At 69.3% G+C, this 14,176-nt stretch carries 15 protein-coding genes; 7 read left to right on the forward strand and 8 right to left on the reverse strand.

Translation table 11 applies throughout. From position 1 onward, the window contains the following. Positions 1–13 precede the first annotated feature (13 nt). The 8 genes from ABIE41_RS16525 to leuC form a co-directional block, all read right to left on the reverse strand. The gene (locus ABIE41_RS16525) at positions 14–697 is read right to left on the reverse strand and encodes a 4-carboxy-4-hydroxy-2-oxoadipate aldolase/oxaloacetate decarboxylase (protein WP_192641407.1); all 684 of its coding nucleotides are present in this window, start codon (positions 695–697) and stop codon (positions 14–16) included. Beyond that, positions 694–1,419, reverse strand: a complete 726-nt coding sequence (locus ABIE41_RS16530) for a PIG-L deacetylase family protein (protein WP_192641408.1) — start codon at positions 1,417–1,419, stop codon at positions 694–696. The genes ABIE41_RS16525 and ABIE41_RS16530 overlap by 4 nt, the downstream gene beginning before the upstream one ends. A 20-nt stretch (positions 1,420–1,439) precedes the next feature. After that, on the reverse strand, positions 1,440–2,558 hold the full coding sequence (locus ABIE41_RS16535) for a 4-oxalomesaconate tautomerase (RefSeq protein WP_192641409.1): 1,119 nt from the start codon (positions 2,556–2,558) through the stop codon (positions 1,440–1,442). Positions 2,559–2,562: 4 nt separating this feature from the next. Then, on the reverse strand, positions 2,563–3,546 hold the full coding sequence (locus tag ABIE41_RS16540) for a Bug family tripartite tricarboxylate transporter substrate binding protein (protein WP_192641410.1): 984 nt from the start codon (positions 3,544–3,546) through the stop codon (positions 2,563–2,565). Next, complete coding sequence (locus ABIE41_RS16545) at positions 3,546–4,376, reverse strand: NAD(P)-dependent oxidoreductase (RefSeq protein WP_192641411.1); 831 nt, start codon at positions 4,374–4,376, stop codon at positions 3,546–3,548. The genes ABIE41_RS16540 and ABIE41_RS16545 overlap by 1 nt, the downstream gene beginning before the upstream one ends. A 95-nt stretch (positions 4,377–4,471) precedes the next feature. Continuing rightward, a complete protein-coding gene (locus ABIE41_RS16550) occupies positions 4,472–5,383 on the reverse strand; it encodes a LysR family transcriptional regulator (protein ID WP_192641412.1) in 912 nt (303 codons plus the stop codon). 76 nt (positions 5,384–5,459) lie between these two features. Continuing rightward, entirely contained in the window at positions 5,460–6,089 is a 630-nt protein-coding gene (gene leuD / locus ABIE41_RS16555; protein ID WP_192641413.1) for a 3-isopropylmalate dehydratase small subunit, read from the reverse strand. Continuing rightward, the gene (leuC, locus tag ABIE41_RS16560) at positions 6,086–7,522 is read right to left on the reverse strand and encodes a 3-isopropylmalate dehydratase large subunit (RefSeq protein WP_192641414.1); all 1,437 of its coding nucleotides are present in this window, start codon (positions 7,520–7,522) and stop codon (positions 6,086–6,088) included. Before leuC ends, leuD begins: the two co-directional genes overlap by 4 nt. Positions 7,523–7,644: 122 nt before the next feature. On the opposite strand from leuC, the gene ABIE41_RS16565 reads away from it, so the two are divergent. From ABIE41_RS16565 to ABIE41_RS16595, 7 genes are all read left to right on the forward strand, one after another. Beyond that, the gene (locus ABIE41_RS16565) at positions 7,645–8,469 is read left to right on the forward strand and encodes a GntR family transcriptional regulator (RefSeq protein WP_192641415.1); all 825 of its coding nucleotides are present in this window, start codon (positions 7,645–7,647) and stop codon (positions 8,467–8,469) included. 4 nt (positions 8,470–8,473) lie between these two features. Next, positions 8,474–9,457: a Bug family tripartite tricarboxylate transporter substrate binding protein gene (locus tag ABIE41_RS16570; protein WP_192641416.1), complete on the forward strand. Its 984-nt coding sequence runs from the start codon at positions 8,474–8,476 to the stop codon at positions 9,455–9,457. 51 nt (positions 9,458–9,508) lie between these two features. After that, a complete protein-coding gene (locus ABIE41_RS16575) occupies positions 9,509–10,750 on the forward strand; it encodes an ABC transporter substrate-binding protein (protein ID WP_192641417.1) in 1,242 nt (413 codons plus the stop codon). A 143-nt stretch (positions 10,751–10,893) separates the two neighbouring features. After that, on the forward strand, positions 10,894–11,766 hold the full coding sequence (locus ABIE41_RS16580; RefSeq protein WP_192641418.1) for a branched-chain amino acid ABC transporter permease: 873 nt from the start codon (positions 10,894–10,896) through the stop codon (positions 11,764–11,766). Next, positions 11,763–12,725 carry a branched-chain amino acid ABC transporter permease gene (locus tag ABIE41_RS16585; protein ID WP_192641419.1) on the forward strand — a complete coding sequence of 321 codons (963 nt, stop codon included), beginning with the start codon at positions 11,763–11,765 and terminating at the stop codon, positions 12,723–12,725. The genes ABIE41_RS16580 and ABIE41_RS16585 overlap by 4 nt, the downstream gene beginning before the upstream one ends. Continuing rightward, the gene (locus tag ABIE41_RS16590) at positions 12,725–13,477 is read left to right on the forward strand and encodes an ABC transporter ATP-binding protein (RefSeq protein WP_192641420.1); all 753 of its coding nucleotides are present in this window, start codon (positions 12,725–12,727) and stop codon (positions 13,475–13,477) included. The genes ABIE41_RS16585 and ABIE41_RS16590 overlap by 1 nt, the downstream gene beginning before the upstream one ends. Further along, positions 13,470–14,171, forward strand: coding sequence for an ABC transporter ATP-binding protein (locus tag ABIE41_RS16595; RefSeq protein ID WP_192641421.1), 702 nt, complete (start codon positions 13,470–13,472; stop codon positions 14,169–14,171). Before ABIE41_RS16590 ends, ABIE41_RS16595 begins: the two co-directional genes overlap by 8 nt. Positions 14,172–14,176: the final 5 nt, after the last annotated feature.

Raw genomic sequence — 14,176 nt, forward strand, 5'->3', positions numbered from 1 at the left:
GCGAAGCCTGATTTCAATCGCCGTCGCGATAGACGAGTCCCGCCTTGGCGAGGCCTTCGCGCATACCGTACATGTCCAGTCCCAGTTCGCCAGAGGCCAGGCGTCTACGCTTTTCGTCTTCATTGGCCTCGCGCTTGCGGCCGGCGGCGGCCACGGATTCCGCCTCGAGCCGCGGCACCACGACGACCCCGTCGTCGTCGGCCACGACGACGTCGCCGGGATGGACCAGCGCGCCGGCGCAGACCACCGGGATGTTGACCGAGCCGAGCGTCGCCTTGACCGTGCCCTTGGCCGAGATCGCCCGCGACCAGACCGGGAAGCCCATTTCCGTGAGGGTGCGCACGTCGCGCACGCCGGCATCGATCACCAGCCCGACGCCGCCGCGGGCCTTCAGCGAGGTCGCCAGCAGGTCGCCGAACATGCCGTCGGTGTTGTCGGCGGTGCAGGCGACGACCAGCACGTCGCCCGGCTGGATCTGCTCGATCGCGACATGGATCATCCAGTTGTCGCCGGGCTGCGCCAGCACCGTCACCGCCCCGCCCGCGATCTGGGCGCCGGCATAGATCGGCCGCAGATAGGGTTTCATCAGGCCGGTCCGGCCCATGGCCTCATGGGTGGTCGAGACGCCGAGCGCGCCCAGATCGGCCATAGCGGCGGCCGGCGCGCGGGCCCTGGTGCGGATGACGACGGGGGTCATGCCAGCGCCTCCAGCGCTTCCGGAAACAGGCGCTGATAGGCCTCGCCATAGGTCATCGCCTTGCCGGAGTTGCGACCGCCTTGCATGCCGCGGTTCAGCGCCACCCGGGTGTAGTATTCCCAGAGATGCTTCTGGGCGGCGAGGATTTCGAAGGCCTTGCGCTTCACCTCCCAGACCTCGTCGATGTTCAGGATGACATTGGGCTTGAAGTTGCACTGCTCGGGCTGGTGCGGCTCGAACAGGAACAGCGGCGGCGCCGCATAAGCCCGCTCCGGATCGGGCTTGTGGCCGGCGGCCTGGGCGATGATGCGGGCCTCCTGGGCGAAGCGCGTCGCCTCGGGGTGGTCGACATTATAGGGGTCTTCCAGCGCATGCGTCAGGACGAAGCGCGGGTTGAGCTCGTGGAAGAGGTCGATGGCGCGGTCGAGCATCGCGGGCGTGGTGCGCAGCGGATAGTCGCCCGCGTCGAGGAACTCGATCTCGGCGCCGAGCGTCTCGGCCGCCTGCTCCGCTTCCTCGCGCCGCTGGGCCTTGACGTCCTCCATCCGGACGCCGGCCTTCTTCCAGGCGAACTGGCTCTCGCCGCGTTCGCCATAGGACAGGCACAGGATCCGGACGCGAAAGCCCCGGCGCGCATGCAGCGCGATCGCGCCGCCGGCCCGCCAGACAAAATCGCCGGGATGGGCGGTGATCACCAGACCTGTCTTCTGCGGCTCGGCCATCGGCGTTGCGTCCTCTCGTCTCACTCGACGGCAGAGCGGGCTTCACCCGCATGCGCCGCCATCACGCGGGCCGGCACGAAGGCGCGGCCGTCCATCAGGATGCGGGCGGTCCGCAGCAGCCCGGCTCGCTCGATCACGGGCTGCGCGGCGGTTCCGCCGACGGTCAGCGTCACCGTGAATTCGCCGGTCGGGTGCTCGACCGACAGCGCGCGCTCGCGTCCCTGCGGCATCGCCGCGACCGAGGCGGCCGGCGACCCCGGCAGAGCGGCGGCCGTGGCGACCGTCACGGCGGCGAAGACGCCGATCGACGCATGGCATTCATGCGGAATGAAGCTGCGCGTGCAGATCGCGCCGCCGGCCGCCGGCGGGGCAACCAGTGCGATCTTGGGGACGACCTTTCGGGCGACGTCGCCGAGTTTCATCAGGGGCCCGGCGGCGAGGCGGATGCGTTCGATTTGCGCCTTCAGTTCCGTGTCCTCGCCGAGTTGCTCGCGCGATTCATAACCGGTGCGATCAAGATCGGCCGCCCGCATCACGATCACCGGCATGCCGTTGTCGATCAGCGTGCAGGGCACGCCGTCGATCACGTCGACGACGTTGCCGGTCGGCAGCAAGGCCCCACAGACCGAGCCTTCCGCATCGAGGAAGCCGATCTCGATTGGCGCCGAGGTGCCAGGCACGCCGTCGATGCGGGCCTCGCCCTCCGCGCTCGCCTGGCCGTCCGGCGTGTCCATCGTCAGATCCGCGATGGTGCCCGTGTTGAGCGTACGCACGCGAAGGGACGTGCGCGCGCCCCTCGCCTTCACCAGTCCGCGCGCCAGGGCGAAGGGTCCGATGCCGGCTAGGATGTTGCCGCAGTTGGGCGTGGTGTCGACATGGGCCGTCTCGATGCCGACCTGTGCGAAAAGGAAATCGATGTCGCAGCCCGGCTCGGTCGAAGGCGAAACGATCGCGACCTTGCTGGTCAGTGGATGCGCGCCGCCGAGCCCGTCGACCTGCCGCTTGTCGGGCGACCCCATCAGGGTGAGCAGGACGGCGTCGCGTGCCGCGTCATCCGCCGGCAGATCGTCGCGCAGGAAATAGGCCCCCTTCGAGGTGCCGCCGCGGATCAGCATGCAGGGTATCGCGATCTGCCCCATCGCCTTACTCCGCCGCCTTGATGCCGGCGCGGGTGATGACGTCGCGCCAAAGCGTCAGTTCCGAGGCGATCAGTGCGCCAAAGCCGTCCGGCGTCTCCGGGCGCGCAATGGCGCCATCGCGGGCGAGCGCTGCGGCAAAGTCGGGCTGGCGCAGCAGATCGTTGATCGCGCGGTTGAGCCGGTCGACGATCGGACGCGGGGTCCTGGCGGGCGCGACCACGCCATACCACTGCACGGCCTCGAAACCCGGCAGCCCGCTCTCGGCGAGGGTCGGCAGGTTCGGGGCGAAGCCGACCCGTTCCCGGTTCGCCACGCCCAGCACGCGCAACTGCCCGCCCTCGGCCAGAGGGAGCACGGCCGGCCCGCCGGTCAGCGTGAACTGGACATTGCCGGCGACGAGATCGTTCACCGACGGCGCCGTGCCACGATAAGGCACATGCACGGCCTCGATGCCGGCCCGATGGGCCAGATAGGCGGTAGCAATATGGGCGGCACTGCCCTGGCCGCCGGACGAATAGTTCAGTTTGCCGGGATGGGCCCTGGCATGGGCGATGAACTCCCCGAGGGTCTTGGCCGGCAGCTGCGGGTTGATGGCCAGAATGTTGGGCACCATCGCGACGAGCGCGACCGGCTGGAAATCCCTGACCGGGTCGTAGGGGACGTTCGGATAGAGGGACGGCGCGAAGGCGAGCGTGCCGATATGCCCCATCATCAGCATATGGCCGTCGGGATCGGCCTTCGCGACCTGTCCGGCCGCGGTCATGCCACCCGCGCCGGGCCGGTTCTCGATGACGAAGCCTCGACCGGGAATGACCTGCTCCAGCTTTGCAGCGATCAGCCTCGCCAGCACGTCGGTGCTGCCGCCCGGCGTGAACGGCACGACGAGGCGGATGATCTGGCTCGGCCAGGTCTGTGCCCGGGCTGGAGCGAGGCCCGAGAAGCCGGCCGCACCGAGCCCGGCGAGCACGTGGCGGCGGTGGGGCCGCATCAGACTGCTCCCTTGCGGCGCGCACCGCGTTCCTGGGCGTCCGCGACGGCGCTGGCCAGCCCGGGGGCGAGGCCTCCCGCCGCGAGCATCTCCGCCGCCTCGCGCATTTCGGCCGCACGCCGGACGCCATGGGTCGCGACGCGTTCGCGCATGTCGGCGGCTAGGGCATGGAAATCGATCGAGGGGAAGGTCGCGTGCAGGCTGGCGAAGACCGCGTCCTTGACGTCCCAGGTCTCGCAGGCGGCGGCACAGTCCACCATCAGCGCCTCCAGCCCCTTGATGACGATGCTGCGGCAGAGCTTCATCGCGGAGGCGCGGCCGAACATCTCCGAGACCGGCTTCAGATTCATGCCGAAACCGTTGAGGACGGCAGCGGCGGCCTCGGCCCTGGGGCCGCCGGCGAGGATCGCGACCTTCAGGCCGGGCTTGAGGACCGGCGCCATCACTGCCGCCTCGACATAGTCGGCGCCGCTGGCCTCGACCGCCTTGGCCGCGCGCTGCTTGGTCGAGGGCGCGGCGGAGTTGACGTCGACGAAGATCTGCCCCGGCCTCAGCCAGGAAGCCGCTTCGAGGGCGACCGCCTCGGCCCGGTCCGCCGTCACAGCCGAGAAGACGAACCGCGCGTGCGCGCCGGCCTCCGCCGGCGACGCACCGCAGGCGACGCCGATCTCATGCGCGGCGCTCTCCAGCCGACGGCCGGCCTCGCTGCCGAACAGGAGGTCATAGGCGTTGATGCCGGCCGCGCCGTTCGTCATCAGGCCGCGGGAGAAGGTCTGGCCGACCTCCCCGAAACCGATGAACGCGATTGTCGCCGGTTCTGAACCAGCCATCGCCATCACTCCCCATGCGCTTCTTCCCGCGACAAGGGTGGGACAGGTTCATTGGCGCAGCAAATGATAAGAATGCAGCGATTGAGCAATCGAGCTCATGAATGCGGGCGTGCGACGCTGCGCTTGAGGGCCGCGCTGAGTAGGGACAGGAGCTCGCGCGCCGCCGGGCGCAGCGGCACCGTCTTGCGCGTGACGATGCCCAGGGTCCGGGAGATGGCGGGCGCCCGCAACGGGATCGCGACGAGTCCGCCGGCATCGACCACGTCGAGGGCAAGCTGCGGGACGATGGCGTAGCCGATGCCCGAGCGGACGAGGCTGACGGCGGTGACGACGCGCTGGACCTCGTAGCGCCAGGTCAGGGTTTCGCGGCGAGAACCCAGCGCGTCGTCGATCAGGATGCGGTTGCCCGTCTCCGCGCTGATGCGGACCAGCGGCTCCCCCTGGAGCTGGGCCCAGGTCAGCGATGTCGCCTGGGCGAGCGGCATGTCACGATGGCTGACGAGCACGAAGGGCTCCTTCACCACCGGCTTGAGCTCGAGGTCCCAGCGATTGGCGGCGACGATCGTCACGCCGAATTCGGCCTCGCCGGACTGCACCTTGTCGGCGATCTCCGATGCGGAGTTGTCGTGGACCCGGACGCCGACGCCCGGGAAGCGCTTCGCGAAAGCTGCGATCACCGCCGGCATACAATGGGCCGCGACCGTCGGCAGACAACCGACGGAGACCTCGGCGTCGCCTTCCCGGACTTCGACCCTGACCTCGTCGATGGCGGCGCCGAGATCCTCGAATATCCGTCGGGCCCGGGGCAATAGCAGGGTCCCCGCCGCGGTCAGCGAGACCTGCCGCGTCGTCCGCTGCAGAAGCGGCGTGCCCAGCGCTTCCTCCAGCTTGCGGATGCGGTGGCTGAGCGCGGTCTGCGACAGGTTGAGATGGGATGCGGCGGCCCGGAAGCTGCCGCGCTCGGCGATGCTGATAAAGGCCTGGAGACCGAGAACGTCCGCGCGCATGCCATCTGCTACCACGGCCGCCGGGAAATGCGATCCCTCGGGCCTTCGCCTGCTCGGGTCGCCCACGAACCGCGCCTCAGCGGTCGGGACTGGGGCCGGCCGGCCTCATCCAGGGGCGTTCAGTTTCCGTCGCCGTCCGGTAGCGGAGGATCTCGCCAGCGAAGGAGCGCGTGACGTCGATGTCATCCCAGCCGTTCAGCAACTGCTCGCGCCAGACCGGATCGATCGCAAAGGCGACGCAGCGATTGCCCCAGGACACGGTCTGGGCCCCGAGATCGACGGTGACGGCGAGATCGGGGGTGCCCGCGAGTGCCGCCAGCAGATCCTCGACCTCGTCTTCGCCGAGGACCGCCGGCAGCACGCCGTTCTTGACCGCATTGGAGGCGAAGATGTCGCCGAAGGTGGGCGCGATCACCACGTCGAAGCCATGATCGGCCAGGGCGTAGACCGCCGCCTCGCGCGAAGAGCCCGAGCCGAAATTGCGCCGCGCGACCAGGATCGGGGCGCTGCGCCAGGGCTCGCGGTTGAGCGGAAACTCCGGCCGCTCCGCGCCGGCCTCGTCGCGCCGCAGGTCGTGCATCAGGAAGGAGCCATAGCCCTCCGAACGCGGCCGCTTCATGAAGCGGGCCGGGATCAGCTGGTCGGTGTCGACATTGGCCAGCCCTAGAGGGCAGGCCTGTCCGGCAATCCGGGTAAGCGGCTTCATGAGCGCCCCTCCAGCATCGGGCGCACATCGGCGAGCCGGCCGGCGACCGCGGCGGCCGCGACCATCGCCGGCGACATCAGATGGGTGCGGGCACCCGGCCCCTGTCGCCCGCGGAAATTGCGGTTCGTGGTCGAGGCGCAGCGCTCTCCGGCGGGCACCGTGTCGCCATTCATGCCGACGCACATCGAGCAGCCCGCCTCGACCCAGTCGAGCCCGGCTTCGGTGAAGATGCGGTCGAGCCCCTCCTCCTCCGCCTGGCGCTTCACCAGCGACGAGCCCGGCGAGACCAGACCCGGCACCTTCGCCTTGCGCCCCGACAGCACGCTTGCGGCGGCGCGCAGATCCTCGATGCGGGCATTGGTGCAGGAGCCGATGAAGACCCGGTCGATCGCGATGTCCGACAGCTTCTGGCCGGCGCGCAGCCCCATATAGTCGAGCGCATCGCGCAGCGTCGCCGCCCGCCCCTCGTCGGTCTCGCGCGCCGGATCGGGCACGTGTCCGTCGATCGGCAGGGCGTCCTCGGGACTCGTGCCCCAGGTTACCACCGGCGCGATCCGGGCGGCGTCGAGGCTGATCTCGCGATCGAAGGCGGCGTCCTCGTCGCTCGGCAGCCGGCGCCAGTCCTCGACCGCCCTGGCGAAGACGTCGCCCTTGGGCACAAAGGGCCGGCCCTCGATCCAGCGAAAGGTGGTCTCGTCGGGCGCGATCAGCCCGCAGCGCGCGCCGGCCTCGATCGACATGTTGCACATGGTCATGCGGCCAGCCATCGGCAGCGCCTGCACGGCTGCGCCGGCATATTCCACCGCATGGCCGCGCGCGCCGTCGGCCCCGATGCGGGCGATGATCGAGAGGATGAAGTCCTTGGCGCCGACCCCGGCGATCGGCGTGCCGTCGATGCGGATGCGCATCGTCTTCGGCTTCTTCTGCCACAGCGTCTGCGTCATCAGCACATGCGCGACCTCGGAGGCGCCGATCCCGAAGGCATAGGCCCCGAAGGCGCCATGGGTCGAGGTGTGGCTGTCGCCGCAGACCATCGTCAGCCCCGGCAGCGTCAGGCCCTGTTCGGGCCCGACAACATGGACGATGCCCTGGCGCGCATCGTGCATTCCAAACAGCTCGATGCCGTGGCGGGCGGTGTTGCTGCCGAGGTCGTCGATCATCCGGGCGATCTCCGGCTGCTCGGCCCGATCGCGGTTGCGCGTCGGAACATAATGGTCGGCGACGCCGAAGGTCAGCCCGGGCTCGGCGACCGTGCCGCTGCGGGCCTGAAGCTGGTTGAAGGCGTGGAACGAGCCCTCATGGACGAAATGCCGGTCGATCCAGAGCAGCGCGTCCCCGGACGGCCGCTCGACCACGACATGGCTGCTCCAGAGCTTGTCGAACAGGGAGCGCGGTCGCCCGACCGTCTCTCCCCTGCCTGCCGAACCCGTCATCGCGATCTCCTCGGCGAAAAACATAGCCGTTCGCCGGCTTGACGCAAGTCATTTGTTCTATACGCTAGACAACTAGCTGTCCGCTGAGACAGTCAATTGTCTGATGCACAGGACGGCGCACGGTGGATCCATCGCTCGAACCGTTGAAGGCGAGACGGCTGGCGCTGCAATTGCGCGAGCGCATCGCCAGCGGCGAGATCGCCCCTGGCTCACGCCTGGCGAGCGAGCCGGCGCTTGCGCTGGAGCATGGGGTTTCGCGCGTCACCGTGCGTCGCGCGCTCGACAGCCTGGCCGCCGAGGGCCTCATCGACCGCCGCGTCGGCGCCGGCACCTTCGTGCGAGAGGCCGAGGCGCCCAAGCCCATCGTCGCCGATTTCGCGAACATGCTGACCCATCTGGTGGAAATGGGTCGCCGGACCGGAGTCAGGCTGGTCTCCTTCGGCTATGGGCCGCCGCCAGAGCCCGTGGCCCGGGCGCTCAGCCTCGCCGCTGGCGAGCGCACGCAGCGCTCGGTGCGCGTGCGCCTCATCGACGGGCAGCCCTTTTCCTATCTCACCACCCATGTGCCCGAGCGCATCGGCCTGACCTATTCCGAGAGCGACCTCGCCAGCGTGCCGCTGCTAGCCCTGCTGGAGCGAGCCGGCGCCGCCGTCGAGCGCGCCAGCCAGACGATCAGCGCGACCCTGGCGAGCCCCGACGTTGCCGATGCGCTGGGTCTCGAGATCGGCTCGCCCCTCCTCTCCCTGACCCGTGTCGTGCTGGGGACAGATGGGCGCGGCGTCGAGCATCTGCACGCGCTCTACCGGCCGGACCGCTACTCCTTCCAGATGGAGCTCCACCGCGCCGGTGCCGCCGGCGACAGGCGCTGGTCGCCGGTACCGAGCCCCGGTCTCAATCAGGATGGCGAGGCGGACTCCTGGCCGCCCTCTGCCGCGGCGAGGAGTTGAGGTCATGCCGGGACCGATGACGATCGACCGCCGCCGCTTCGGCCTGCTCGGGCTCGCCGCCGGGCTCGCCGCGACCCGCGCCACCGCGCAGGAGCCCTGGCCCAGCCGGTCGGGGCGGATCATCGTGCCCTATCCGGCGGGCGGGGCCACCGATGTGATGGGCCGCTTCGCTGCGGAGGCGCTGAACCAGGCCTCGGGCCAGCGCTTCATCGTCGAGAACAAGGGCGGAGCCTCGGGCGCGATCGGCTCCGCCGAGGTCGAGCGGGCCGCGGCCGATGGCTACACGCTGCTCGTCGCGACGCCGGCGACCCATGTCACGAACCAGTATCTGCGCGATAAGCTGCCCTACGACCCCGATCGCTTCGAGCCCGTCGTGCTGCTCTCGCGCAGCCCGCTGCTGCTGATCGCGACGCCCGCCTTTCCCGCCAACAGCGTCGCCGAGCTGATCGCGCTGGCACAGCAGAAGCCGGGCAAGCTGAACTATGCCAGTTCCGGTGTCGGCGCGACGAGCCATCTCGCGCCTGAGCTGTTCAAGACGATGGCCGGCATCGACATCGCCCATGTGCCCTATCGCGGCGCCGGGCCCGCGATGAGCGATCTGATCGGCGGCCAGGTCGAGCTGATGTTCGACAACCTGCAGACGGCGCTGCCGCAGGTCGAGGCCGGCCGGGTCAAGGTTCTCGGCATCACCAGTGCGGAGCGCGCGCCGAACCTGCCGCGGGTCCCCGCGATCGCCGAGACGGTGAAGGGCTACGAGGCGCTCAGCTTCCTGGCGCTGATGGCGCCGCTTCGCACGCCGACGGCGATTGTCGAGAAGATCAACGCGATCGTCACCGCCTCCTTCCAGACGCCGGAGGTGAAGCCGAAGCTCGCCGCGTTGGGGGTCGAGTTCGTGCCGATGACGCCGAAGCAGCTCGACGATTTCATCCATGAAGAACGCAGGAAATGGGGCGGCCTCATCCGCGAGCGCGGGTTGAAGGCCGACTGACCGCACGACCAGCCCGGCGCCAGACCGGGCTCATCACAGAGGAGAACGACGATGACCGACCAGAGCGAGATCAAGACCGCAAGCCGCGCCGGGCTCTCCCGCCGCACCGTGCTGGCCGGCTCCGCCGCCGGCAGTGCCGCCATCGCCATGCCGGGCGTCCTGCGCGCCCAGGCGCCCGTGGTGAAGATCGGCATCCTCCAGCCGGTGACCGGCGCGCTCGCTTATGACGGGCAGCAGGGCCAGATCGGCGCCGAGGCCGCGATCAAGGCGATCAACGATGCCGGCGGCATCAAGTCCATGGGCGGCGCCAAGCTGCAGATGGTCTTCGGCGATGCCCGGTCGACGCCGGAGGGTGGCACGGCGGAGGTCGAGCGCATGCAGGAGCAGGGCGTCGTCGGCATCGTCGGCGGCTTCGCCTCGCCGATCTGCCTGGCCGCGAGCCAGGCGGCCGCGCGCTACGACCTGCCCTATATCGTCGATGTCGGCGTCGCCGATTCGATCGTCACACGCGGGTTGAAGAACACGTTCCGCTTCGGCCCCGGCTTCGGCATGGTGACGAAGACCGCGCTCGCCAATCTGGCGAAGCTGAACGAGGATGCGGGCAAGCCGGCGAAGACCGTCGTGCTGGTGCATGAGGACGGGCTCTTCGGCTCGGGCCTCGCCAAGCTGATGCAGGCGGAACTGCCCAAGCTCGGCTTCGAGATTCTCGACACCATCGCTCATCCGACGCCGACCCGCGACATGTCGAACGTCGCGCTGCAGATCCGCGCGAAGAACCCCGACCTCGTCATCCCCTCGAGCTATTACGGCGAGTTCGCCCTGCTGGCGCGCACGATGCAGCAGCAGCGCATCCGGCCGAAGGGCATCTACGCCGTGCTCAACGGCGCCGCCTCGAACTACCGCTTCGTCAAGGAATTCAACGAGGCTGCCCAGTTCGTGATGGACTGCAACCACTGGCACGACCCGCGCAAGCCCGTGGCCGAGGCGCTGCGCAAGCAGGTCGAGGCGTCGGGCAAGTTCTGGACCTACAACATCCCGCTCAACTACTCCTGCGTCGGCCTGCTGGCGGACGCGATCGAGCGCGCGGGCTCGTCCGACAAGGCAAAGGTCACGGAGGCGCTGGCCGCTTCGACCTATGCCGGCCACATCATGCCCTATGGCCCGACCAAGTTCACGAACGGCCAGAACGAGGGCGGCGCGCCGGTCAACACCCAGGTCCAGGGCAACGACATCAAGGTAATTTTCCCGTCCGACTTCGCCGACGCCAAGCCGGTCTTCCCGCGCCCAGCGTAAGGAGCCACCCATTCGTCATGGTCGGGCTTGTCCCGACCAGCCACGCCTCCCGTGGTCGCGGGGCGTGTTCGAGGCGCGGATGCTCGGCACAACGCCGGGCATGACGCCGAGCCGACGGCGGCGCCGTCCAACGAAAAGCCTGCATGTTCGCACCCGACATCATTCTCGCCGCCGTGCTCAACGGCCTGATGACCGGCTCGGTCTATGCGCTGATCGCGCTCGGGCTGACGCTGGTCTACGGCGTGCTGCACATCATCAACTTCGCCCATGGCGCGATGCTGACCGCGGCGATGTTTGCGGTCTATGTCGCGCAGACCATGCTCGGCATCGACCCATACGTTGCGCTGGTCCCGATCACGCTGCTGTTTTTCGCGCTCGGATACGGGGTGCAGCGCTTCCTGATCGGGCCGGCGAGCCATGGCGAGGACCGCAACATCCTGCTGGTGACGCTCGGCCTCTCGATCGTCATCGAGAACGCGATGCTCTCGATCTTCCGCTCCGACACGCGGTCGATCGACGTGCCCTACGCCTTCGAGTCGATCGATCTCGGCTTCACCTTCCTGGCGCTGCCGCGGGTCGCTGCCTTCGGCGTTGCCCTGCTCGTCGCGCTGCTGCTCGGTCTGCTCCTGACGGCGACCGATACCGGGCGGGCGATCCGCGCCGTCGCCCGCGAGAAGACCGGCGCGGCGCTGGCCGGCATCGATGTCGCGCATATCTATGCGGTCACCTTCGGGCTCGGCGCGGCCTGCGTCGCCATCGCCGCCTGCCTGCTGATGCCGACCTTCTACGTCACCCCGCGCGCGGGCAACGCCTTCGTGCTCGTCGCCTTCACCATCGTCGTTCTGGGCGGGATGGGCTCGATCCCCGGCGCGCTGCTGGGTGCCCTCTTCATCGGTGTGGTCGAGAGCCTGTGCGGCCTGTTCTTCGGCGAGAGCCTCGGCCAGATCGGCATCTTCCTGATCTTCATCCTGGTCCTGCTGGTGCGGCCGACTGGCCTGTTCGGAGCCCGCGCATGATCCGCGCCTACGCTCCCGCGCTGATCCTGATCGCGCTCGCCGCACTGTTGCCGGTGGTCGTCTCAGCCAATACGGTGCTGAACTTCGTCGTCTTCGCGCTGATCATCGCGCTCGCGGCCCAGGGCTGGAACCTGCTCGGTGGCCTCGCCGGCCAGTTCTCCTTCGGTCATGCCGCCTTCTTCGGCACCGGCGCCTATGCCGCCGCGCTCCTGCAGACCCGCTACGGCGTGAACCCCTGGGCGGCGTTCGCCTGCGGCATCGCGCTGGCGGGGGTCATCGGCTGGGTGATCGGCTTCCTCAGCTTCCGCTCCGGCCTGCGTGGCTCCTATTTCGCGCTGGTGACGCTGGCCTTCGCCGAGGTCATGCGCATTCTCGCCAACGCCTCCGCTTTCACCGGTGGCGCGGCGGGCACGCTGGTGAAGCTCGATGTCCGGCCGGAGAATTTCCAGTTCGCCAGCCGCGCCGCCTTCGTCTGGATCGCGGTCGCCCTGGTGGGATTCGTGCTGCTGCTGACCATCGCCATCACGCGCTCGCGCTTCGGCGCCTGGCTGACGGCGGTGCGCGAGAACGAGGACGCGGCGCGGGCGCTCGGCGTCGACACGCTGGCGGTCAAACTCAAGGCGATCACGCTCTCGGCCGCGATCACGGGCGCGGCGGGCGCGCTCTATGTGCAGTATTTCCTCTATCTCGACGCCGGCATCGCCTTCGGCGCCTGGATCTCGGTCGAGGCGCTGATCGCGCCGATCGTGGGCGGCATCGGGACGGCCTTCGGGCCCATCCTGGGTGCAGTCGCGCTGCATATCCTTGGCGAGGTCGCCAAGCTCGTGGCCGGCGGCATCCCCGGCATCGACCTCGTGCTTTACGGGCTGCTGCTGGTCGCGGTGATCGCCTTCGCACCGGGTGGCATCATGGGCCTGCTGCGGCGGCCGCGCCGCTCCGGCAAGCAGGAGGCGCGCTGATGCTCTCCGTTGCCTCCGTCACCAAGCGTTTTGGCGGGCTCGTCGCGGTCGACGGTGCCAGCCTCGAGGTCGCGCCGGGCTCGATCACCGGCCTGATTGGCCCCAACGGCGCCGGCAAGACGACGCTGTTCACGCTGATCGCGGGCTTCGAGCAACCGAGCAGCGGAACGATCCGCTTCGACGGCACGGATGTGACCGGCCTGGCCGCGCACAAGCGGGCCGAGCGCGGCATCGCCCGGACCTTCCAGATCGTCCAGCCCTTCGCCGGCCTCTCGGTGGTCGAGAATATCGCCGTCGGCGCGCATCTGCGCCACCCGCGCTGCAGCGAGGCCCATGCCAAGGCACGCGCGGTTGCCGATCTGCTCGGGCTGAGCGGCATGCTGGATCAGCCGGCCGCCGACCTCACCGTGGCCGGGCGCAAGCGGCTCGAACTCGCGCGTGCCCTGGCGACGGAGCCGCGGCTGCTCCTGCTCGACGAGGTCCTGGCCGGCCTCAACCCCTCCGAGATCCGCGACATGCTGCCGGTGATCCGCCAGATCCGCGACCAGGGCGTCACCATCCTGATGGTCGAGCACGTCATGCAGGCGGTGATGAGCCTGTGCGAGCACATCCACGTGCTGGCCCAGGGCAAGATGATCGCGCAGGGCAAGCCGGCCGAGATCGCCGCCCACCCGGCCGTGATCGAGGCCTATCTCGGCCATGGCGCCGCCAAGCGCCTGCAGGGCGATCCGGATGGAGGCCCCCATGCTTGAGGTGCGCGGGCTCGTCGCCGGCTATGGCGCAACCGAAGTGCTGCGGGGGATCGATCTCGATGTCGCTCCCGGCGAGATCGTCGCGGTGCTCGGCGCCAATGGCGTGGGCAAGACGACGCTGAACCGGGCGCTGTCGGGCCTGATTTCGCCCAGGGCCGGCTCCATCCGCTTCCTCGGCGAGGCGATCACCGGGCGCAGGCCGCCCGAGATCGTCTCCGCCGGGCTGATCCATGTCCCGGAAGGCCGCCGCATCTTCCCGAACATGAGCGTCCGCGACAATCTGGTGCTCGGCAGCTACCGGCGCGGTAAGGCCGACCGGCCCGGCAATCTCGAGCGCATCTTCGCCCTCTTCCCGCGGCTGCGGGAGCGCATGTCCCAATGCGCCGGGACCCTCTCCGGCGGCGAGCAGCAGATGCTGGCCATCGGCCGCGGCCTGATGGGCAACCCCAAGCTGATCATCCTCGACGAGCCCTCGCTCGGCCTCTCGCCTTTACTGGTCGAGGAGATGTTCGGGCTGATCGCCCGCATCGCGGCGGAGGGGCTGGCGGTGATGCTCGTCGAGCAGAACGTCGTGCAGTCGCTCGAACTCGCAAGCCGCGCCTATGTGATGGAAAACGGCCGCATCGTCGTCGCGGGATCGGCCGCCGAGATCGCCGCCAACCCGGCCCTCAAGCACGCCTATCTCGGATTGTGAGACGC

This window comes from Bosea sp. OAE506 (assembly GCF_040546595.1).
Classification (GTDB): domain Bacteria; phylum Pseudomonadota; class Alphaproteobacteria; order Rhizobiales; family Beijerinckiaceae; genus Allobosea.

Coding starts and splice junctions, on each gene's coding strand:
- ABIE41_RS16525 (WP_192641407.1), bottom strand. CDS start 697: ATGACCCCCGTCGTCATCCGCACCAGGGCCCGCGCGCCGGCCGCCGCT.
- ABIE41_RS16530 (WP_192641408.1), bottom strand. CDS start 1,419: ATGGCCGAGCCGCAGAAGACAGGTCTGGTGATCACCGCCCATCCCGGC.
- ABIE41_RS16535 (WP_192641409.1), bottom strand. CDS start 2,558: ATGGGGCAGATCGCGATACCCTGCATGCTGATCCGCGGCGGCACCTCG.
- ABIE41_RS16540 (WP_192641410.1), bottom strand. CDS start 3,546: ATGCGGCCCCACCGCCGCCACGTGCTCGCCGGGCTCGGTGCGGCCGGC.
- ABIE41_RS16545 (WP_192641411.1), bottom strand. CDS start 4,376: ATGGCTGGTTCAGAACCGGCGACAATCGCGTTCATCGGTTTCGGGGAG.
- ABIE41_RS16550 (WP_192641412.1), bottom strand. CDS start 5,383: ATGCGCGCGGACGTTCTCGGTCTCCAGGCCTTTATCAGCATCGCCGAG.
- leuD (WP_192641413.1), bottom strand. CDS start 6,089: ATGAAGCCGCTTACCCGGATTGCCGGACAGGCCTGCCCTCTAGGGCTG.
- leuC (WP_192641414.1), bottom strand. CDS start 7,522: ATGACGGGTTCGGCAGGCAGGGGAGAGACGGTCGGGCGACCGCGCTCC.
- ABIE41_RS16570 (WP_192641416.1), top strand. CDS start 8,474: ATGCCGGGACCGATGACGATCGACCGCCGCCGCTTCGGCCTGCTCGGG.
- ABIE41_RS16575 (WP_192641417.1), top strand. CDS start 9,509: ATGACCGACCAGAGCGAGATCAAGACCGCAAGCCGCGCCGGGCTCTCC.
- ABIE41_RS16580 (WP_192641418.1), top strand. CDS start 10,894: ATGTTCGCACCCGACATCATTCTCGCCGCCGTGCTCAACGGCCTGATG.
- ABIE41_RS16585 (WP_192641419.1), top strand. CDS start 11,763: ATGATCCGCGCCTACGCTCCCGCGCTGATCCTGATCGCGCTCGCCGCA.
- ABIE41_RS16590 (WP_192641420.1), top strand. CDS start 12,725: ATGCTCTCCGTTGCCTCCGTCACCAAGCGTTTTGGCGGGCTCGTCGCG.
- ABIE41_RS16595 (WP_192641421.1), top strand. CDS start 13,470: ATGCTTGAGGTGCGCGGGCTCGTCGCCGGCTATGGCGCAACCGAAGTG.